Genomic DNA, 19,452 nt, shown 5'->3' on the forward strand with positions numbered 1-19,452 from the left:
GCGATTCCTATCGCCTGCGAGACCACCACGCCCGATCAGAAAACCACCGCACCGCCGCCGGAACCATCCGCCGGCCGCTACAGTAGACCCACCTCACGGGTGGGGAATTTCGATGAGCACCACTGGGGAATTTTCCTGAGCCCCGTCATCTCGTCCAGCCTCAATCGGGTTCGTCGACCCGCTCGTGCACTGGCAACCGATATGCCCGGGGTATGGATCAGCGACCGCGTTGTCAAACAACTACTGGCGACGCAGATCAGAACCGGACTCGGTCGCCTGGTGGTATTCGCTTCACTCGATGGCGCCGGCGACCAGATACATGCTGTCCGAATCGGTTTGATCGCGCGCTATCGAGATGACCTGCCCGTCATGTCAGATCACATTCGCGATGCAGTCGAGGACGTGCTCGTACGCACCTTGGGTGCCAAGGTCACGACACAGGCGTGCCGCGCAATCCACGTGCGCTGGCAAGACGTGTACTCACGCGAATGGCTCAGCTGAGCCATGGCCGCCGCACTGCTCAGCCCTCGACGGCGACTACCACCTCGCTGATCGACTGAGCCAGGCACTGATGGTGGGTTTGCGTGAGAGGCGCCAGCGCACCAGTGGATGTTCGGGCCGTGACGGCGACTGCACCAAAGATTGGTACGTGAGCCCCGTGGCATCGCAGGAGCATCACGGAGGCAATCGCGTTGAACGCTGGATTTCGTTGATAGACATCAGGTTCGATCGGAACCCACATATCCAGGTGGTTGTCCAACAGCTCCAGCCCAAAAGCCCGGACGGGACCGCCGAGAAGCCGTCCGACATCACCCTCTGACCGCAACGAGCCCAGCGTTGTGTAGACCGAACGCGTATCGGAAACGACAAGCGCATTCATCATTGCCTCCTATGGCCACAGATCATCACGGCGAAGTCGTCACGTTTGTTGATGCCCCCGGCCACCGAGCCGGCCATCCCTCGATACGCCTCAGGCGCAGCGGCGAAAATGTAACATACGCAATCGTCAGTGCAGGATCAAGACGGCCCGCTCAAAAGCGTGAGCTCCTCCAGTTGTGTGTGATGCAGATCACTCGGGAATCGGCGTGCGCATACCCCCGCATGAACCGACTACCTTTCGAAGCCCCGAAAGGAAGGTGCTGCTCGATGCAGAGAGCTCTCGGCGAATCCAGCTCGTTCCCCAAAAGGCTTCACCATCTGCTCAATTCGATACCAGGGCAATGCGGTGAACCGATGACAACCACCGAATTGGCTGCACGAGCGAACGCGAGAGGCTTCGCAATGACCAAGTCTCGTGTGAAACAACTTGTGAACGGACTCGAGCCCGCCTTCTCCGACGTCGAAGCAATCGCCGCCGGACTGGATGTCGACATCCGGTACTTTCTCGAGGCCCCGGGCCCACACAGAATCTCCGGTGTACCCGGCGAACGAATTGTTCAGGAGGCCCTGGCTTCTACCTCGGACCCGGCAGTTCGCGAGCTCTTGATCGGCCTGGTCGGACTGTCCGACAACGCTATTGCCACCGTCGTCGACGTCATCGAAACCTTGGGTACCAGACCCGCGCAATCACACTCGGGCTGACGATCGATTCCGTACTGACGGACGTAGCCGAACGACGCCTGACGAGGTTCAGTAACCAAGCGGTTTGCTGTCCACCCCATCGAGCCAGAGATGGTCTTTCGGGTCGCTGTGGGCGCCGGGGGCGCCGACGAACTTCCCGTCGATCGCCGCGCCTTTTCGGATGACATGTGCAAGCGCCATCGCATGTCCGCGCCCCAGGTCATAGTCGTGCTTGAGCCATTCGACTATGACGGTTGCCTTGGTGTCTGCGCCGTAGCCTCTTTCGTGGGCTCGGTCGACGAACTGCCGCGGGGTGAGTCCGGTCTTCCCTTCGATGTTGTCGAGGTACGCCTGAAATGACATAAGAGCTCCTTAGATGGTTGGTCATCTGTCTGGGTACTACATTCCGATCGCTGCCACACACGCCGACCCGGCTGAGAAGAAACTACCGGCGGCGATGATTCTCATCGGGTCTGGTCGCGGGCGCACCGTGCGGCTTGGCGAATGTCAACGCTCAACGGCGGCAGAAGAAGTCCGACAAGTGGACCCATCGACACGGCGACGAGCACGGTGCCGAGCCCGAGAGTCCCACCCATGAGCCAGCCCGCTGTGGCGACCACCACCTCGATTGCTGTGCGTACCAGCCAAATCGGCCTGCCGGTCAGCCTCACCAAACCGGTCATGAGGCCGTCACGCGGACCCGCCCCGAATTGAGCGCCAAGGTAGAGAGCGTCACAAAACGCGAGAAGAACCAAGCCGAAGCAAAGCATCACCATCTGCGCCGCCAGATGCTGCGGAGTCGGTAGCGCGACAGCGGTCAGGTCGGCCGCTGCACCCACCACCACGACGTTGAGAAGCGTTCCCAGGCCCGGAAGCTCACGCGTGGGTAACCAGAACACCATCACCGACAGCGCGATGAGATTTGTCGCGAACCCGAAGGAGATTCCCAGCACCTGAGAGACACCCTCGGACAGGACGTTCCAACTTGCGGCGCCGAGGCCGGACTGTACGAGCATCATGACCGCCACCCCGTAGCCCGCCAGACCGACGAGGAGTTGCGGGATTCTGCGGGCCTTGCGACCCGCCCGAAACTGCTCGACCGCATTGAGCCGAGGCAACACCGGAGCGGACAGTGATGCCTCATCCCGGAGTGACCGCGTTGAAGGACGTTGTGTATGGCCCCAGGGTCGGCCGATCTGGCCTTGGAATCCATAGCCAAATGAGCGATGCTGGCTACATGCCGACCTCGTCCGAAACCGTGGCGCGCCTCCTCGGACAATGGCGCGAGGGCCCTGGGCCGGCGCACCAACGTCTCACAGACAGTCTTCGACTCCTGATTCTCGACGGTCGCCTGGTGCTGGGTGCGTCGATACCGGGCGAACGGGACCTCGCCGCTCACCTCGGGGTCAGCCGCACCACCGTCAGCACCGCGTACCGCGCGCTCATCGACCAGGGATACCTGGCGACCCACCCTCGAGCGAAGGCGGTCGTCCGCCTTCCGGCGAAACCGACGCCGGTGGCGTCATCAGCGAAATGGGACGACCTCATCGACCTGTCCCGAGGCGCACCCACAGCTCCCGTCAAGGTGCTCCATCACGCCTATCAAGCTGCGCTGGAACAGCTTCCGCACTACTTCAGTGATCGAGGGTACGATGCGCTCGGTCTGCCGGTTCTCCGCGAAGCCGTCTCACGGTGGTACGAGGGCCGAGGCGTACCCACGGGCCCGGGGCAGATCTTGATCACCAACGGCGCTCAGCATGGGCTGTCGCTCATCGTGCATGCTTTCATCTCGCCCGGCGACCAGGTGGTCATCGACCACCCGACCTACCCGCACGCCATCTCGAGACTCGCTTCGGGACGCGCTCGGTTCATCCCCGTAGCGCTGACGCAGGAGGGGTGGGATACGGCTCGGCTGCGAACATCGAGCACCGGCGCCCGATTCGCATACCTCACCCTCGACAATCACAACCCGACCGGACTGACGATGCCCTCCGCAGTACGCCCGGATCTGGGATTGAATTGCCCGGCCATAGTTGACGAGACGATGGCCGACCTGTGCCTGGATGACAACCCCGCAACGTCTTTCGCGCTCTACGACCGGCGGACCATCAGCATCGGGTCGGTGTCCAAGAGTATCTGGGGCGGTTTACGCATCGGCTGGGTGAGAGCCTCTACCGAGACGGTGCAGCAACTCGCGCACGCGCGGTCGGCTCTCGATCTCGGGACGCCATATGTAGAGCAGATCGCTGCGGCCAATCTCTTGAGCCGCCTCGACGACTTCCTCCCACAACGACTCGAGCAGCTCCGACAACAACGGAAACGTCTCAAAGAAGGGCTCTCTCAAAACGTCCCGTCATGGCAAGCTCCGGTGCCGGCGGGAGGCATCTCGCTATGGGCGACAATGCCGGCCGCGTTGAGCACAAGACTCGCCGCCGTGGCACCCGACCACGGCCTCCTCCTTGCCGCCGGCCCGCGCTTCAGCCCGACGGGCGCGTTCGAGCGACATGTCCGGCTGCCGTACACCCTCGATGGCGATGTCCTGGACACCGCAACCGTGAGGCTGTCGAACGCCTTTCAGGCACTCCATGACGGCAGACAGGGCCGACACGAACCCGCGCCCATTGCCTGACCTGCACGACCCGATCGAGGTCGGTCGACTGTGCCGGGCGACTCAGCACAGGAAACACGTTGCAGCAGAGCAAAGTCCCTCACGGACAGCAGTCGCAGTCGTGGCCTGATGAGCGACTTCTGTCGATGCCGACCGGCGAGGGGCAACATGTGTCACCCTTCCAGGCGTTGACGCCCTCGCGCACCGCAATGGCGGCAACGAGCAGCGCAGCGATCGGGTCTGCCCAAGACCAGCCGACGGTGCTGTTGAGCACCAATCCCAGCAGCACTATCGCCGAGAGGTAGGTGCACAGCAACGTCTGTTTGGAATCGGCAACAGCGGACAATGAGCCGAGTTCTCGTCCCGCGCGGCGTTGCGCCCACGACAAGATGGGCATGATGACCACACTGGTGGCCGTCAGAACGATGCCGACGACCGAGTGACCGGCTTCTCCCCCGCCGGCCAAAGCGCGCAGGGCATCAACGCTCACGTACAAAGCGAGAGCGAAAAACGACAAGGCGATGACGCGCAGGGCAACCTTCTCGCGGTCCTCGGGTTTCTTACCGGCGAACTGCCAGGCCACCGCCGCCGCAGACGACACCTCGATGATCGAGTCGAGACCGAAACCGATCAAGGCAACTGACGAGACACGTGCGCCCTCGCTGATCGCAACGACCGCCTCGACCACGTTGTAGGCGATCGTGATCGCCACGAACCACCGAATCCTCTTGGCCAGCAGGTTTTTCCGTGCGTCAGGCAACGCTTCAGCAGCCGCCCGCCCCGGGACACCCATGTGCTGAGACATCAGCAGCAGTTCTGTGTTGAAGCAGCGTCGCAGCAGTCGGGGTCCACCACCAGCACCACACCGAGCAGATCATCGAGCGCCACACCGATTCTGGCGTCGGCCAGTTCATAGCGGCTTCGCCGACCTTCTGGCACAGCGACCACCAGACCGCACCCACGCAGGCACGCCAGATGATTGGAAAGGGTTTGACGAGAGACGCCGATCCGGTCGGCAAGGTCTGATGGGTAGGCGGGACCATCCCGCAAGATCATCAGCACCTCGGTACGGGTCACGTCCGAGAGCGCATAGCCGAATCGGGACAGCGCATCTCGGTGCATCGCAGCAGTGGTCACCCACTGATAGTACATAGATTTCTGAATTCAGCGACACCTTGATCGACTTGCGGCCGCCTAGCGCAGGAACTACAGCGCGCTGCCGGCCACCCACTGCTCCCAGGGAATGCTCCAGTCACCGTTCTGCCACTGCTCCAGCGGCGGGCCGCCGGTGTTGCGTACCTCGACAACATCTCCCGTCACCGACAGGTCGTAGAACCACCTGGCGTTGTCCGGGTTGAGGTTCAGGCAGCCCGACGACATGTTGGTGTTGCCTTGTTGGGCGATGGTGTCCTCGAGCTGGTGCAGGTAGATGCCGTCGTTGCTGATGCGGGTGGCGTAGTAGATGGTCTCGCGGTAGCCGAGCCGGGAGTTGACCGGAAGGCCGTAGGTCGAGGAGTCCATGATCACCGGATTGGCCTTGCTCAGAACGGTATAGACGCCCGGCTGGGTCCAGAAATGGATGGTTTTGCCGTTGACTGTTTCGGTGCCGCCGCGGCCCATCGAAGTGGGCATCGTGCGTGCGAGTTGCCCGTTGACGTACACGCTGACCTGCTTGGTGGTGTCGTCGGCGATGGACACGTGGGAGTCGCCGATCGTGAATGAGCAGGCAGCGTTGTCCTGGCCGTAGAGCCCGTTTCCGAGATCGATGCCGTACACGTCGGCGCGTACCGTGACCCGCGTACCCGGCGCGTAATACTCACGAGGGCGCCAGTGCACGTTCTGATCATCGAGCCAGCTCCACTGGCCCTCCACGGCGGGCTCGGTCTGGATGGACAGGCACCGTTGCGCGGCCGCCCGGTCGGGCACCGGTTCGTCGAAGTGCACCACCGTCACGATGCCGATTCCGAACGTGGCGCCGTCGTTCAGCGCGTTACCACCGGTGGTGACAAAGGACGGCATGGTCAGATTGTTCGGCGCGAGAGTGCTGAACGAGCTCGAATGAGTGCGGGTACGGCCCTCGTCGTCGCGCGTAGTCACCTGCAGTGCATACGTTTTGGTGTATCCCAGCGGCGTTTCGGGTTTCCACGCGGCCCGATCAGGCGTCATCACACCGGGGACAACGCGTCCCTCGTTGTTCGTCATCACCACATCGACCAGAGTTCCTCGGGTCACCGAGACCAACACCGGACCCAGCGGATCGAAGTTCGCCGCACCCGGGGCCGGTTCGAAGGTCACCACCGCCTCTGGAGGAGGCGGGGATGCCGACTTTTCCTGTGGGGACGATCCGCCCTCCGTCGAGCACGCGGCCACCACAGCCGCAAGCGCACCGCCCCCGGCGATGAGCAGCCCGCGTCGACTGATCAGACCACCTTGATCCCGATGGCGTTCGACCACTCGACACACTCCTCCACGACGACTCATACAGACTGCTGACAGTTTACGGATTCTTTAAAGAAACCGTCATCCGTCCGATTGGGCCCGGTGGTCCGGCGATCAGCCGAGGAGTCGACGTTTGGCCCGATCGCGCGAGATCGGCCCGACATCTGGGTGGCGACCGGGGAGCACAGCCGCATGCTGCTGGCCGGGGCCTGGCCCACGCCGAGCCGCGAGGGCGTCTGTGATGACTCCCGTGGTGAAGGCGTACACGGCCTTGTGCAGGACGTCGATCACGATCTCTGACCGAGGCCACGTCTCCGGAGGCGCGCCGACACCGGTCGCGTTCTCCAAGATCTGGTCGTTGGTCAGGCGGACGACGGTGAACTTTGCCGACGCCACCGGACCACGCAGACCGACCTCCGACATCACCGACCGGAGAACGCCCAGCGCCGCGGCCTGGCCGTAATGCATCACCCAGTTCGCCCACACCGGTTGCTGACCTGGCTTCTCGCCCAACCCGGTCAGCCGTTCGAGCACCAGCGCCGGAACGTAGGAACTCGGGCGTCCGGTCAGTTTCTGTTCGAACTTCTCCCCAAGCGTCATCACGGCGCCTCCGACGGTGCCGGCGACCAAGCCCTCGATCACAGAGTTTTTCAACATGTCCCCACGGGTACCCACTGCGCGCACGCCGAATCGGGTGAGACCACTCCCGCACCGCCGGTGATGCCGACGCACAACCGTGAACGGAAGACCTTTCCCGTGGAAGAATCACCGACGACGGCAGGTGGGGACGGTAAGTCCCACCTCCGGTCAGCACAGGTAGCTGAGTCCGCACCACGGCCATCGATCACGAGCGGCGTTGTCCTCGGTATCGCATTCATGGCCGCGGTGGACGAGATCGTCTTCCACCAGCTTCTCGCCTGGCACCACTTCTTCGACCGTTCCACGCCGGCAATCGGTTTGCTCTCCGACGGGTTGTTGCACACCGCTGAGGTACTTCTGCTGGTTGCCGGTTTTGTCCTCTACGCAGACCTGCGTCGTCGGCGCGCGCTCGCCGGGCGGCACTTCACTGCGGGGATCTTCCTGGGACTCGGCGGATTCCAACTCTTCGACGGCATCATCGACCACAAAGTTCTGCGAACGCATCAGGTGCGGTACGACGTGGATCTCTTGCTGTATGACCTCGCCTGGAATGCGGCCGGGTTGCTCCTCGTGCTCATCGGTACCGGATTGATGGTGCGCGCACGCCGAAGCCCCCTGCGCACAACGACTTCTGATGCATCACCATGACCACCCGGTGGGTGCCGCGGCCCCCGGGCCGTGGGCGCTCATCGTCGTCGCGATGGCCATCGGAGCGCTGCTGATCTATGTCGCAGCGTCGGTTCGATTGCGGGTTCGAGGCAATCGATGGCCATGGGCACGTGACTGCGCGTGGGCTCTCGGGTGCGCAACGGTGGCCGCCGCAGCGGTGCTGCCGGCCCAGCCGATGTTCACCGCACACATGTGGGCACATCTCCTGGTGGGAATGGTCGCGCCGTTGTTTCTGGTGGTCGCGCGACCGGTGACCCTCGCACTGCGGGCACTCCGGCCCGGACCGGCCCGACGTACAGTTCTCGCGCTCGCGCATTCGCGCTACGCGGCGGTGGTCGTGGCTCCGCCCGTCGCCGCGGTCATCGACATGGGCGGCCTGTGGTTGATATATCGGACGCCGTTGTTCGCCGCGATGCACGAGCACTCCTGGCTGAACGTGGCGGTCCATCTCCACGTGTTCGCGGCCGGCATGTTGTTCACGACGTCGATCCTCCAACTGGAACCAGTGCGCCGACGCTATGGCCTTCTACTCAGAGGCCTCATCCTCTTCGTGGCCGGCGCGGCACACGCAGTGCTCGCCAAGACCTTGTACGAGTGGCCGCCGCCCGGGGTGTTCATCGAGGCCGGGGACCGCCACACAGCTTCTCAGGTGATGTATTACGGAGGCGATCTGGCTGAACTCGCCCTCGCCGCGATGCTCGGATACGGGTGGTACTGCCGAGAGGGCCGCCTTCGGGCACGAGAACATCGGCGACTGGACATCTCCCTCTCGAAGGGGAGGTCGAGCGCAGGAGTGCAGAGCTACGGTAGCGGTCGTGAACAGCTCCGAGAGCCCGGACGATTCGCCGACACGGACGCCATCGTTCGACGACGTCGCAGGGCGGGTCCGTGAGATCTGCCTGATTCACCCCGAGGTCCGCGAAGAGCAAGCGTGGGTGGGCGTCCGATGGTGCGTCGGCACCAAGACCTTCGCTCACGTGCTCGACATCGTCGACGGTCATCCTCCGGCTTACGCCACCGCTGCGGACACGGACGGACCCACGTCAGTCCTCATGTTCCGCTCGGGTGGCGACGAACTCGAGGCCTTACGTCACAGCGGTGCACCCTTTTTTGCCACGCCTTGGCGCCGCGACGAAATCGGGTTACTGCTCGGGCATGAGACGGATTGGGACGAGGTCGCCGAACTCCTGACCGAGAGCTATCTACTCCGCGCGCCGCAGGGACGCACCAGCGACGGACAGTAGACGTCGCGCCGGGCCGACCTTGCGTTTCCGGCATGCCAACGATTCAGCTCAATCCTCATCGGCTGCATCGAACTCGGCACGGGCCCTTTCGATGTCGGGCATGTGCGCAGTGGCCCACTGGAGGATGACATCGATGGGCGGACGGAGCGTCTTTCCGAGCGGGGTGATCCGGTACTCGACCGCGACCGGTCGCGAGCTGAGCAGTACCCGTTCCACAATCCCGTTCCTCTCGAGCTTGCGAAGCGTTGCGGTGAGGGACTTCTGGGTGACAACCGGAATCAACCGCCGCAATTCGTTGAAACGACGTGGGCGCTCACAGAGCTCATTGAGGACCGCCAACGACCACTTGTCGAGCACCTGGTCCAGCAGTTCGCGGTGTGGTGCGCTGACCGTGAGTTCGGCCGCCGAGGTATCCGTCATGAAACCTGGTCTCCTTGAAGTGTCCTTGATGTACCAGGTATCAAATGTATACCCATCCCGACAAACACAAGGAGAGAAACATGACCGTCGATTACTCCACCCCCGCAGGCATGACCCAGCCGACGCCTTACCACCACGTCGCAGTTGGTACCGGGTCACGGCACGTGCATGTCAGTGGTCAGATAGCCCGTCTCGCGGACGGAACGCCGGTGGCTCCCGACGACCTGGCCGGACAGGTCGAACAGGCTCTGCGCAACACTGCAACGGGATTGACTGGTGCCGGTGCCACCTTCTCGGACGTGCTGCGACTGACGTTCTATGTCACGCACTGGACGCCGGAGAAGATCACCGAGTTCATGGCGGGGGTCGAGCGAGTCTCTGCCGAGATCGGACTGCCGCAACCGATGCCACCCGCCTCACTGATCGGCGTCGACTACCTCTTCGAACCCGACGTCCTTGTCGAAGTCGAGGCCACCGCCATCCTCGACTGACGCGCGGGCCCGATTGCCGATGGCCTGTGCGTACTAGCCGTTGGCGTGGTGGACAGCAGACCCTCCGACGACGGCACTCGTGTCACCGATCAGTCGGCGCAAGAACGCTTCCTGCTCCTGCCTTCCATGCCTCGCGGCGCGCTCGGTGCCGCCCGGAATCAGCCGAAACCATGCAGTGCGTGCAAGATTGATCGGGATTCTCACGGCCGGGTACCACGGAAGAACCCAGGCAGGCAGCCCGAGGCGTTTCATCGCCGCGGGTCCCAGAAACGCGCTGGTCACCGACAGGTGCTGGGCGCGGGCAATGCGGCCGCGCACACCCGGCAGGTTCGGGTAGTTCCAGGACAACGGGTCGTTCATCATCGGTAGCGCCATCTGTCGGCTGGTGTCATCGGGATTGGTGATCGCGGCAAGGCAGTGATGTAACAGCGCCACCCCATCGTGGAAGCTGCGTGGCAGCCACTGCTCCTCTACCCCGATCAGCCAGCCGACGTACCGGGTCAGGTGGGCTGCGGCTTCCATATCGCTGCGCGAGGGAATGAGACCGAAGGCCATACCACCTACGATCGGCGCCAGCAATGCGCCTAAAAGAGTTGCGGCCATGTCGGTTTGGTTGATGGGTATACCCCACTCGTCGGTGCACCAATCGGGCATCGCACCCACGTGCCTGCGCACGATGGAGTGGATGAGGCGCACGTGCAGTGTGGATCGATAGCCCTGCCCGAACTTGGCCATACCCTGGTCGCTCGAGATGTCCATGGCCCATTGGAGTGTCTCGGCGAACCGTCGGGCAGGGCCCGTTTCGAGTGCACCGGTACGAATGAGCGTCTTGTTGAATCCGGAAGCGAGGTAGCCCCCTAGGAACGACACGTCTCGCGAGAAGTACAGCGAATCAGTACCACCTGAGCGATAAACCCTCTCCCCGTGCCGCAGGAGACCGTCGTCAACCCAGTCAGGAGTGTCTTCAACCATCTCGAAAAACAACCGAAGGGGTGGCGGCGCATCGGGCATGGTGTCGATTCCCGTACGCAGGGCCTGGTCGAACAGTGGCCGGGTGTCCGCCATGCCCTCGGCGTACATCCAATCGACGAGGCGGTCCATCGGGTCATCGCCGATCAGCAACGATTCGCCCAACCCGTCCCACCGTTGTGGAGTGGGGCTCCCTATCCCCAGCAAGCGGGCGAACGGGCCTAGTCCCAGGCTTTTACGGGGCTTGCGGGGATGCCGGGTGGGTACTGCTGTTGATGGTGTCATCGGGATTGTCCTCCGGTGATGCGGCGATGCCGAACTTGATGAGGGGCACGAGAGTCGTGCGAACGAACCGACGTGCTTGCTCGTGGTCGGTGAAGTCGACGCTCCCCCCGCTTCCAGGAGTGAGCATCAATGAATGAGAAAGTCGGGCAACCAGTTCGGCGATCGGCCTCGGGTCGTAGCGGGCAATGACACCGGCCTGTTGGGCGTGGTCGAGGAGCCCGACGATGTAGTCGATGCCGATACCGACGAGCCGCTCACCCTGCACGGTGTAGAAGGTGAGGGCTTCTTCGGGCGCCACACGAAGGAGCTGTGTCACCAATGTGTGGATGCGGGTCTGCAGCAGCACGTGAAGCACTGTCTCTTCGATCTGGGCGTCGACTCCTGGCGCAGTCGTCGCGATTGCGGTGACCTCCGCCAGCATTCGGTGCGTCTCGCGCTCGAGCACCGCCTCGATCAGATTGTCCTTGCCCACGAACCGGCGGTGAATCGTGGCGCGGTTCATCCCGATTCGCCGGGCAATGTCTTCCAGGCTCGCCCGACGAATCCCTACCTGGAGGATCCGGTCGAGCGTGGCGTCCATGATCTTCTCGTCGACCTCGTCGTGCTCTACCGTCATGTAGCGACTCTACAAACCGTGTTGCATTGCGTCGACTGTCCGGCGCCGTCACGGGATGTCCAGCACGTTCGGCAACCCCGCGCGCCATCGATCGCGATCCAGTTGACGCGCGCCATCGAACTCGGCGATCGTGGTGTGTTGCCACAGCCGTGCCCGTGAGGCATTGGATCCTGACGCCTCGAGCACAGCGTTCGCCGCGTTGCGGCCGCCCTCGTTCGCGCTTTCCATTGTCGCGAGATCGATCTGACTGCGGCAATAGTCGCCGGCCAGGAACAGATTCGGTATCCCGGTGCCCGCATTGGGCCGGTTGTCCCAGGAGCCGGCCGTGTTGATCAGCAACGGGTCCTCGTTCGTCAGCGCACGGGTCTGCGGATTCCAACCGATACCCGGGTCGAGGAACCATCCCTTCAAATTTGCGTCGGTCAGCTTGTCCGGCAACAACAATCGACCCGACTGTGTGGTCACGACCTGACGCCAGGTCTCCTGGGCGATCTCCTCAGGGCTGCACTGTTTCGCGGTCTTACCGTTCGACCCGGGTGTGTTCCACTCGGAGATGTCCACCGACAAGATGTCGCGGACGGTACCGTCGCCGTAGTCGCGGGCGATGTTGCGGCCATGCCAGAACTGGCCCTGCTGGATGCCGGTCAGGCGCCACGGCGATTCGATGAATCCTATGTGTCCCGGAGCGATGGGCTCGTTGATGTCGAGGTAGAACTGGATGCCGGTCATCCAGTCGGAGAACAACTTCGAGATCCTCTCGAGCGAAGGATCCAGTTTCAGCACGTCTGCGCCCAAAAGTGGCACCACCTTCTCAGGCGGTACAGCCAACACGAACCAATCGGCGTCCACCTCAGTAGGGCCGCCGTTTGCGTCAGTGATCCGCACCGAACCGATCCGGCCGTCTTTGGTCGTCAGCGACTGCAGAGTGCTACCCATTTCGAACCGCACGCCCATACCGCGCAGGTGCGCCACCCACGGGTCGATCCACGCCTCGTTCGTGGGCGCATTCAAGACCATGTCCGGATAGCCCTGCGACCCGCGGTTGATGATGTTCAGGAGGAAGGCTTCAGCCATGTTGCAGATGGTTCGGGCGCTGGCGATGTTCTCCTTCGCCGCAACCAAAGTCCTGGTGACAGTAGAGATCACCCACAGATAGTTCGGATGGGCGTTCTCGGCGCGAGCAAAATGGGCGAATGTCTGGTACTCGTATTGACCGAACCGCCGCTCGTCGCAGCTCGTGAAGTACACCAGTAATCTCTGCGCCAGACCCAGAAGGTCCAGATAGGGCAGCCGCGGCGCGTAGATCAACCCGCCGAGCAACGACTTGACCAACCGTTCCGGGTGGGCAGCCAGACCGATCGCGTTGAAGTCCAAAGCGAATGGCGCAGTGATCTCGGGGCCGTTGTACGCCCCCGTGGCCGTCAGAGCCGGCACCAGATTGTCACGGACCCCGTTTGGATTGCCACGGAACGGTATTCGCCGCATCGTGTCCGGAACGGCCTGATAGAAGCCCGGAAAGAACCGGAACCCGTGCTCCCCCGGCAACGGCTTGCGACCACCACCAAAGCGCATGGTGGTGGCATCCATGCTGCGCGCTTTGCCTCCGAGCGCGCGCCGTTCGTACACCGTGACCTCGTAGCCACGCTCGGCCAACTCGTGCGCCGCGGTCAACCCCGCGATACCTCCACCGAGAACGGCCACCCGGCGATCGGCGGGCGGAGCGGCCCACGCCTGCCCCAGCCCCAGATGTCCGGCTGCGGCTGTGCCCGCCACAGCCGCTGACCCCATCGCCATCCCGCGCAACACCGCGCGGCGAGAAACCCCCGAATTGTCCATGTCATACGCCTTCGTAAGCCAGAGACACGCGGACCATGCATCTAGATCCAGCGCGTCAATGGGAAGTCAATGCCACAACTATAGATACACTGTTGCATTCGCTAGTGCTGGAGATTGGCCGAACTGGGACAACCGGCGCCACTCGCGCGGCAAGCATCTCAGTGTGGGATAGTGACATTTTACATTGTTACAATGCCTACTGACATGGTGCGGCCGATGAAAGGTACCGATGACCCATACCTCACCTTGGGTGACTCCTGATCTCGAAGCTTTGCGCGGACTGATCAAGTCGTTCCTCGACAAGCACGTCATTCCGAACACCGAGAAGTACACGTCGCAACACCATGTGGATCGCGATCTGTGGAACCAAGCCGGCGAATTGGGTCTGCTGTGCATGTCGATTCCAGAGGAGTACGGCGGTGGCGGCGGCACGTTCGCTCACGAAGCGGTGTTGATCGAAGAGCAAGCGCGAGCGGGTGATTCGTCGTGGGGTGTGAGCCTGCACAACGGGATCGTCGCCCACTACCTGCTCGAGTACGGATCAGACGAGCAGAGGCAGCGATGGTTGCCGAAGATGGCAACGGGCGAGGTTGTCGGCGCCATCGCGATGACAGAACCGGGCACGGGCTCCGATCTGCAGAACATCTCGACCAAAGCGATCCGAGACGGGGACGAATATGTGATCGACGGGTCAAAGACCTTCATCACAAACGGATCGCAGGCCGACCTCATCATCGTGGTGGCCAAGACCGACACGAGCAAAGGCGCAGACGGCATCTCGCTGATTCTCGTCGAGGGCGACCGGCAGGGTTTCCGCCGCGGCCGGATTCTGGACAAGATCGGGCAACGCGGACAGGACACGTCGGAGTTGTTCTTCGACAGCGTCCGGGTGCCCGCTGCGAACCTCTTGGGGACCGATGAGGGACTGGGCTTTGTCCAATTGATGCAGCAGCTACCTCAGGAGCGGTTGATCATCGCAGTGGCCTCGGTCGCCGGAATGGAGTCTGCTGTCGCCCAGACACTCGCCTACACCAAGGAGCGAACAGCGTTCGGCCGCCCCATCTTCGGGTTCCAGAACACCAAGTTCAAACTCGCCGAAGCCGCGACCGAGACAACGATCGCCCGCGTCTTCATCGACGACTGCATCCGCAAACACCTCGCCGGCGAGCTCGACATCCCCACGGTGGCGATGGCCAAGTGGTGGACCTCGGACCGCGCGATGACAGTGCTCGACGACTGCATGCAACTTTTCGGCGGATACGGCTACATGAGCGAGTACCCCATCGGCCGCATGTGGGCAGATGGACGGGTTCAGAAGATCTACGCCGGCACCAACGAGATCATGAAGGAAATCATCGCGCGCTCACTATGATTCAGCTCTCGGGTTGTGAAAGTCCTTGCTCGAAGCTGAATACACCGGTCGGGTCGTACTGCGCTTTGATCGCCTTCAATCGGTCGACGCCGAATCCCCAGTAGGCGGTCTGCCAGTCGGCCATGTCGGCGTTCGGGACGTTGCTGTACGCCCCGGAAACGTAGGGCGCCAGCGCTTTTGTGAAGTCGTCCACCCACTTCAGGAACGCTGTCGACTGGGGATCCGCCGACGCGGCAGATCCCCTTGTTCCCCATCCGGCACCGGGCTCGGCGTAGAAGATCGCGTTGCGATGCGCGAATACCGACCCACCGGACGGCTCCGTCCGGGTCACCGCGCCTCCGAAGGCGTTGGTGAAGTAGTTGCACTCTGCAGTCGGAGCAGTTGCGATGTACTGGCAGACCAGGTCGATCGCTTCCGGCGGGAACGGTTCTGAGATGAACTGGGACTGGAACTTCCAGTTGGCCGGCTCGTTCTCGATCGGAATCTGGAATGCCGTGTAGGTGTCTACCCAACTCGCGTCCGACGTTGTCACCTCTGGTGCACCGACGGCCAGGATCGGACCGAGCAGTTCCAACGCCTCTTGTGTTGTCCCCGATGCCAGAACACCCAAGAGTTGGACCTGTTCGCTGTTGATCTCAATCTGACTGGTGAGCCGGTTGTCTGTCGTCGGCGCCGAGCGCTGCCACGCATCGAACACGGCGTGCAGGTGGTCGATCCCAGACCATGTGGCGGTGACGTAGATCGTCTGCGCCAGCGGATGGACGCGGTAGGTCAACGACGTCACGATCCCGAAGTTGCCGTTGCCTGCACCACGCAGCGCCCAGAGCAGATCCGGGTTACTCGTCTCGTCGACCGTGATGACCTCTGCACCGCGGTCACTGTCAGCGACAACGATCTCGGCTGCCAACAAGTTGTCCGATGCCATGCCGAGGTAGCGGGTCAACAAACCGAACCCGCCTCCGAGCGTGGCGCCGACCAGTCCGACCGTGCCCTCGGTTCCCGTCGGTGCCGCAAAACCCTCACGCCCCAACGCAGTCACGGCTTCGAGTTGATTGAGCCCGGCGCCCACCGTCGCCGTCTGTGATTCCGCGTCCAGCGACACCGATTTCATCTCGCTGACATCGATCACGATGCCGTCGTCGACACTCGACCAACCCTCGAGGCAATGTCCCCCGCTACGCACCCGAAGCGAAACCTCGTTCTGCCGTGCCCATGTGAGCGCGTTGACGACGTCCGCGGTCACCTGCGGATACACGACAACCTGGGGCGTCTGGGTGAACAGCAGGTTCCATCCGGCACTCGCCTCTGGATACTGCGGGTCCCCGGGACGCACGATTCGGCCGGTCAATTCCACCGACCGGGACACTGGCTTGCTCACTCGGTCACCTCGACAACCGCGTCGACGGCGTCGCCACCGGCAGGCTCGGTCTCGAGCACCTCACGGTTGAAGATCATCATCTTGGCGAAGTACACGCCACCCAACAGGATCAGACCGGCGACGATCACGTTCGACGAGGTGGAGTCACCTGGAGTGACCAACACGAACAGCGCGCAGGCGACCCAGATCAAGGCGGCCACGGCAATCGGGAGTTCGAAGCGGCCGAGGCTGAACCCATCCTCTTTTCGTTCCAGCCGCTTGCGCACCACGAGATAGAGCACAACGATGGCGCCGTAGATGAGCGCAGGCAGAAGTGTCGAGGCGGTGATCAGCTTGATCAACGCGTCTCCGGGCAGCACGACCAGCAAGACGACACCGACGACCAGGATGAGAAGGGTGGCCGGTACCGGGGTCTGGGTCCGGGGGTTGACCTTACGCATCAGCCCATGTGCCGGGAACCGTTCATCACGGGCCATCGCGAACACCTGACGAGAGCACGCCGCCATCACCACCATTCCGGCGCCGAAGATCGCAAAGACGATGGCAGCCAATAGAATTCGTTCCATCACCGGTCCGAGTTGGTCGCGGATGATCGCTGCGACCGGCGACCCACTCTTACTGATCGCGTCCACATCGTCGATCGCTACGGTCAAAGCGAGCAAGAAGAAGAACCCGGCCACCCCGGCGGCGAGCACGGAGGCAACGATCGCGCGCGGCACACTCCGGAACGGATCCTTGGCCTCCTCGGCGAGATTGGCCGCCGAATCGAAGCCCACGAGCGTGGTCAGGCCCATCAGCATTCCGGCCATCAGTCCGCCACCGATGGCGTAGTAGTTGCTGTCGCCTTCGGTGATTCCCCGCGACGTCAGGTTGCTGACCTCGCCGCTTCCGGTGAACACCACCACCGCTGCCAGCGCGACAACGAGGATCGCGACGATTGCGAGCTCAACGCCGACAGCACCGGATGTGATCAAACCCAGCAGCCGGGTCGAGGCGATCACCAAGACAGCCTGAATGATCATGATGATCACCGTGATGATGCGGGCCGTGTCCTCGTTCGGATCCATCCCCACCAGCGGCATGAACGCCTGACTGGCCAGCGCACTGTCCATGGCGACGACCGCGGTGGCCAGGTACCAGAACGTCAACCAGCCGAACAGCCAACCGACCTTCGGGTTCGCCAGTCGCGATGCCCACTGGTAGGACGAGCCGCTCAACGCGATCCTGGCCGCGAATTGAGCGACCACGAGGGCAACCAACGTCTGGCCGACTGCCGCGATGAGCCACAGCCAGATACCAACCGGGCCTGCGGTGACCAGCACTTCTCCGTACGTTGCGAAAACTCCCACCGCCACGGAGATGAACGCAAAGGAGATTGCGAACACCTGGAATCCGCCGAGAGTCCGCTGCAACTCGGGACCGGAATCCACTGGGGGTAAGGAACTGTCGGCCGATGATGCATCTGTCAGGGGCGTGGGCACGCGGAATACCTCGATCGTTGTACGGAGGGCATCCCGTGCCTGCTGGTCGGAACGTCGGTACAACGCTAACCCGGATTAAGCAGCCATGCGCTGAAACTTGCAGTAATGGTTGGCTCTGTCTCGAACGAGGCGTGTCTGACAAGCCGCACACCGTGCGAGAAGTCAGTTCCCGCGCAGAGCGTGACGTCCCTACGCCGGCGGGGCGTTGTCCGGGGCCATCAATGCGCCGATCTCGCGAAAGATCGGGTCGGCGCTGTTCTTGTAACCGCCGGTCGAATTGAACGCCTCGGGTTCGTAGGTGACCACGACTGCGATCGACACTTTTCCTTCCGGAAGGTATGCCGCCACAGCGCCATAGCCGTTGAGCTGAGGGTTCTGGAGGTACCAGTCACCGGACACCACCACCCCCATCCCGTAGGTGTACCGCTCATTCATCACCGTGCACACGGCCACACAGCCAGGGACAGGCGCATTTCCGCGCATCCGCGTGGACACCATCAGCGGGTACAGGTCCGGCGACACCGTCTCCCCGGCAAGCAAGGTGCGGGCCGTGGCTTCTGCGTCGGTAATGTTCGTCGTCTCCACAGCCCCACGAGCTATCGTCCACGACGGGTCCCAGAAGGTGCTGTCCTCGTAGAAGGGTGTGTCCGGAGGAAGTCCCAAGAATCCGCGCCGCTCGGAGCTGAAAGCATGCAGAGTCGGCTCTTCCATGACCGCGGTCTGATTGGCGAATGTGTTGTTTAGACCCAAAGGTTCCAGAACCCGCGTTCTGATCGCATCCTGCAACGGTGTGCCCGTTATCTTCTCCAGAGCGAGCCCGAGAAGAACGTACTGGGTGTGTGAGTAGCTCCAATTGGTACCCGGTTCGAACAGCAGCGGCTTGTTCACGGCCAGCGACAACTGCTCCTCGGGTGTCCAGTTCTTGAACGGATCGCTCATGACGAGGCGGTCGAACTCTTCATTACCCAAGACGTAGTCGTGGTAGCCGGCCGTCATCGTCGCCAGTTGACCGAGCGTCACCCGGTCAGAATTCGGGACCTCAGGCAACCAAGTCGAGAGGGGGTCATCAAGACTGGCTTTCTTCTCGTCCACCAGCTGGAGCAGCACCGACACCATGTAGGGCTCCACGATCGCCCCATTGCGAAACTGCATGTCCGTCGTTGCCGGGACACCGGTCATCGATTCTCCGAATGCCTCGGTGATGACCGGTTCGCCATCGACGGTCACCCGGACGATCGCCGCCCGCAGATGTTGCGTGTCCATGGCCTCACGAACCAGAGCGGCAATCTGAGCTGCCTTCGCCGGATCAGCTGACACGGTTGACGTCGCACTCGAATCCGACGATTCGGTACTCGAGCTGCATGCCGCGACCAGGCTGACCGCCAGAACAACGACACACGCTTTCCATGAGGGCCAAGTTCGACTGTGGTTCACACTCACCCTCC

Annotated in this window: 21 protein-coding genes; 8 read left to right on the forward strand and 13 right to left on the reverse strand. The window is 62.7% G+C overall.

What is annotated here, in order from left to right:
- Positions 1 to 3: 3 nt before the first annotated feature.
- Together KXR83_RS23555 and KXR83_RS23560 are read left to right on the forward strand one after the other, a co-directional pair.
- A complete protein-coding gene (locus KXR83_RS23555) occupies positions 4 to 501 on the forward strand; it encodes a hypothetical protein (protein ID WP_437427055.1) in 498 nt (165 codons plus the stop codon).
- 780 nt (positions 502 to 1,281) lie between these two features.
- On the forward strand, positions 1,282 to 1,581 hold the full coding sequence (locus tag KXR83_RS23560) for a hypothetical protein (protein WP_437426934.1): 300 nt from the start codon (positions 1,282 to 1,284) through the stop codon (positions 1,579 to 1,581).
- A 48-nt stretch (positions 1,582 to 1,629) separates the two neighbouring features.
- On the opposite strand, the gene KXR83_RS23565 is transcribed toward KXR83_RS23560, so the two are convergent.
- Positions 1,630 to 1,923: a DUF4287 domain-containing protein gene (locus KXR83_RS23565; RefSeq protein WP_437426935.1), complete on the reverse strand. Its 294-nt coding sequence runs from the start codon at positions 1,921 to 1,923 to the stop codon at positions 1,630 to 1,632.
- A gap of 101 nt (positions 1,924 to 2,024) precedes the next feature.
- Positions 2,025 to 2,579, reverse strand: coding sequence for a YczE/YyaS/YitT family protein (locus tag KXR83_RS23570; RefSeq protein WP_437426936.1), 555 nt, complete (start codon positions 2,577 to 2,579; stop codon positions 2,025 to 2,027).
- 218 nt (positions 2,580 to 2,797) lie between these two features.
- Between KXR83_RS23570 and KXR83_RS23575 the strand changes: the two genes are divergently transcribed.
- On the forward strand, positions 2,798 to 4,189 hold the full coding sequence (locus KXR83_RS23575) for a PLP-dependent aminotransferase family protein (RefSeq protein ID WP_437426937.1): 1,392 nt from the start codon (positions 2,798 to 2,800) through the stop codon (positions 4,187 to 4,189).
- A gap of 79 nt (positions 4,190 to 4,268) precedes the next feature.
- Here the strand turns inward: KXR83_RS23575 and KXR83_RS23580 are convergent, their stop codons facing one another.
- The 4 genes from KXR83_RS23580 to KXR83_RS23595 form a co-directional block, all read right to left on the reverse strand.
- Positions 4,269 to 4,973, reverse strand: coding sequence for a cation transporter (locus tag KXR83_RS23580; protein ID WP_437426938.1), 705 nt, complete (start codon positions 4,971 to 4,973; stop codon positions 4,269 to 4,271).
- On the reverse strand, positions 4,973 to 5,320 hold the full coding sequence (locus KXR83_RS23585) for an ArsR/SmtB family transcription factor (protein ID WP_437426939.1): 348 nt from the start codon (positions 5,318 to 5,320) through the stop codon (positions 4,973 to 4,975). The genes KXR83_RS23580 and KXR83_RS23585 overlap by 1 nt, the downstream gene beginning before the upstream one ends.
- A 54-nt stretch (positions 5,321 to 5,374) precedes the next feature.
- Positions 5,375 to 6,592 carry a L,D-transpeptidase gene (locus KXR83_RS23590; RefSeq protein WP_437427056.1) on the reverse strand — a complete coding sequence of 406 codons (1,218 nt, stop codon included), beginning with the start codon at positions 6,590 to 6,592 and terminating at the stop codon, positions 5,375 to 5,377.
- A 129-nt stretch (positions 6,593 to 6,721) separates the two neighbouring features.
- Positions 6,722 to 7,264, reverse strand: a complete 543-nt coding sequence (locus KXR83_RS23595) for a hypothetical protein (protein ID WP_437426940.1) — start codon at positions 7,262 to 7,264, stop codon at positions 6,722 to 6,724.
- Between the two features lie 99 nt (positions 7,265 to 7,363).
- On the opposite strand from KXR83_RS23595, the gene KXR83_RS23600 reads away from it, so the two are divergent.
- The 3 genes from KXR83_RS23600 to KXR83_RS23610 are packed head-to-tail and all read left to right on the forward strand — an operon-like array spanning position 7,364 to position 9,159.
- Positions 7,364 to 7,894: a DUF2243 domain-containing protein gene (locus tag KXR83_RS23600; RefSeq protein ID WP_437426941.1), complete on the forward strand. Its 531-nt coding sequence runs from the start codon at positions 7,364 to 7,366 to the stop codon at positions 7,892 to 7,894.
- On the forward strand, positions 7,881 to 8,807 hold the full coding sequence (locus KXR83_RS23605; protein WP_437426942.1) for a cytochrome c oxidase assembly protein: 927 nt from the start codon (positions 7,881 to 7,883) through the stop codon (positions 8,805 to 8,807). The genes KXR83_RS23600 and KXR83_RS23605 overlap by 14 nt, the downstream gene beginning before the upstream one ends.
- Positions 8,731 to 9,159, forward strand: coding sequence for an MmcQ/YjbR family DNA-binding protein (locus tag KXR83_RS23610; RefSeq protein ID WP_437426943.1), 429 nt, complete (start codon positions 8,731 to 8,733; stop codon positions 9,157 to 9,159). The genes KXR83_RS23605 and KXR83_RS23610 overlap by 77 nt, the downstream gene beginning before the upstream one ends.
- Positions 9,160 to 9,207: 48 nt before the next feature.
- Here the strand turns inward: KXR83_RS23610 and KXR83_RS23615 are convergent, their stop codons facing one another.
- A complete protein-coding gene (locus KXR83_RS23615; protein WP_437426944.1) occupies positions 9,208 to 9,579 on the reverse strand; it encodes a winged helix-turn-helix transcriptional regulator in 372 nt (123 codons plus the stop codon).
- A gap of 80 nt (positions 9,580 to 9,659) precedes the next feature.
- On the opposite strand from KXR83_RS23615, the gene KXR83_RS23620 reads away from it, so the two are divergent.
- On the forward strand, positions 9,660 to 10,070 hold the full coding sequence (locus KXR83_RS23620) for a RidA family protein (RefSeq protein WP_437426945.1): 411 nt from the start codon (positions 9,660 to 9,662) through the stop codon (positions 10,068 to 10,070).
- A 33-nt stretch (positions 10,071 to 10,103) separates the two neighbouring features.
- Here the strand turns inward: KXR83_RS23620 and KXR83_RS23625 are convergent, their stop codons facing one another.
- From KXR83_RS23625 to KXR83_RS23635, 3 genes are read right to left on the reverse strand one after another with little or no spacing between them, the layout of a single operon-like run.
- Positions 10,104 to 11,324 carry an oxygenase MpaB family protein gene (locus tag KXR83_RS23625; protein ID WP_437426946.1) on the reverse strand — a complete coding sequence of 407 codons (1,221 nt, stop codon included), beginning with the start codon at positions 11,322 to 11,324 and terminating at the stop codon, positions 10,104 to 10,106.
- Positions 11,275 to 11,940 carry a TetR/AcrR family transcriptional regulator gene (locus KXR83_RS23630; protein ID WP_317713707.1) on the reverse strand — a complete coding sequence of 222 codons (666 nt, stop codon included), beginning with the start codon at positions 11,938 to 11,940 and terminating at the stop codon, positions 11,275 to 11,277. Before KXR83_RS23630 ends, KXR83_RS23625 begins: the two co-directional genes overlap by 50 nt.
- A gap of 48 nt (positions 11,941 to 11,988) precedes the next feature.
- Positions 11,989 to 13,776, reverse strand: coding sequence for a hydroxysqualene dehydroxylase (locus KXR83_RS23635; protein ID WP_437426947.1), 1,788 nt, complete (start codon positions 13,774 to 13,776; stop codon positions 11,989 to 11,991).
- Positions 13,777 to 14,005: 229 nt separating this feature from the next.
- Between KXR83_RS23635 and KXR83_RS23640 the strand changes: the two genes are divergently transcribed.
- Complete coding sequence (locus KXR83_RS23640) at positions 14,006 to 15,148, forward strand: acyl-CoA dehydrogenase family protein (protein WP_317713709.1); 1,143 nt, start codon at positions 14,006 to 14,008, stop codon at positions 15,146 to 15,148.
- Position 15,149: 1 nt separating this feature from the next.
- Here KXR83_RS23640 and KXR83_RS23645 read toward each other — a convergent pair whose 3' ends face one another.
- The 3 genes from KXR83_RS23645 to KXR83_RS23655 all read right to left on the reverse strand — a co-directional run bounded on the left by KXR83_RS23645 (position 15,150) and on the right by KXR83_RS23655 (position 19,441).
- Entirely contained in the window at positions 15,150 to 16,526 is a 1,377-nt protein-coding gene (locus tag KXR83_RS23645; protein ID WP_437426948.1) for an FAD-binding oxidoreductase, read from the reverse strand.
- Positions 16,523 to 17,956 (reverse strand): APC family permease, encoded by a 1,434-nt coding sequence (locus KXR83_RS23650; protein WP_317713711.1) that lies wholly within the window; start codon positions 17,954 to 17,956, stop codon positions 16,523 to 16,525. Before KXR83_RS23650 ends, KXR83_RS23645 begins: the two co-directional genes overlap by 4 nt.
- A gap of 240 nt (positions 17,957 to 18,196) precedes the next feature.
- Positions 18,197 to 19,441, reverse strand: coding sequence for a serine hydrolase domain-containing protein (locus tag KXR83_RS23655; protein WP_437426949.1), 1,245 nt, complete (start codon positions 19,439 to 19,441; stop codon positions 18,197 to 18,199).
- Positions 19,442 to 19,452 lie beyond the last annotated feature (11 nt).

Origin of the sequence: Williamsia muralis (genome assembly GCF_051487485.1) — a bacterium.
GTDB classification, from domain to species: Bacteria; Actinomycetota; Actinomycetes; order Mycobacteriales; family Mycobacteriaceae; genus Williamsia; species Williamsia muralis_B.

Excerpts from the sequence above, each read along its gene's own strand:
- KXR83_RS23625 (WP_437426946.1), bottom strand. The coding sequence starts at position 11,324 with ATGACACCATCAACAGCAGTACCCACCCGGCATCCCCGCAAGCCCCGT.
- KXR83_RS23630 (WP_317713707.1), bottom strand. The coding sequence starts at position 11,940 with ATGACGGTAGAGCACGACGAGGTCGACGAGAAGATCATGGACGCCACG.
- KXR83_RS23605 (WP_437426942.1), top strand. The coding sequence starts at position 7,881 with ATGCATCACCATGACCACCCGGTGGGTGCCGCGGCCCCCGGGCCGTGG.
- KXR83_RS23640 (WP_317713709.1), top strand. The coding sequence starts at position 14,006 with ATGACCCATACCTCACCTTGGGTGACTCCTGATCTCGAAGCTTTGCGC.
- KXR83_RS23580 (WP_437426938.1), bottom strand. The coding sequence starts at position 4,973 with ATGTCTCAGCACATGGGTGTCCCGGGGCGGGCGGCTGCTGAAGCGTTG.
- KXR83_RS23560 (WP_437426934.1), top strand. The coding sequence starts at position 1,282 with ATGACCAAGTCTCGTGTGAAACAACTTGTGAACGGACTCGAGCCCGCC.
- KXR83_RS23615 (WP_437426944.1), bottom strand. The coding sequence starts at position 9,579 with ATGACGGATACCTCGGCGGCCGAACTCACGGTCAGCGCACCACACCGC.
- KXR83_RS23595 (WP_437426940.1), bottom strand. The coding sequence starts at position 7,264 with ATGTTGAAAAACTCTGTGATCGAGGGCTTGGTCGCCGGCACCGTCGGA.
- KXR83_RS23565 (WP_437426935.1), bottom strand. The coding sequence starts at position 1,923 with ATGTCATTTCAGGCGTACCTCGACAACATCGAAGGGAAGACCGGACTC.
- KXR83_RS23575 (WP_437426937.1), top strand. The coding sequence starts at position 2,798 with ATGCCGACCTCGTCCGAAACCGTGGCGCGCCTCCTCGGACAATGGCGC.
- KXR83_RS23585 (WP_437426939.1), bottom strand. The coding sequence starts at position 5,320 with ATGTACTATCAGTGGGTGACCACTGCTGCGATGCACCGAGATGCGCTG.
- KXR83_RS23620 (WP_437426945.1), top strand. The coding sequence starts at position 9,660 with ATGACCGTCGATTACTCCACCCCCGCAGGCATGACCCAGCCGACGCCT.
- KXR83_RS23635 (WP_437426947.1), bottom strand. The coding sequence starts at position 13,776 with ATGGACAATTCGGGGGTTTCTCGCCGCGCGGTGTTGCGCGGGATGGCG.
- KXR83_RS23570 (WP_437426936.1), bottom strand. The coding sequence starts at position 2,579 with ATGATGCTCGTACAGTCCGGCCTCGGCGCCGCAAGTTGGAACGTCCTG.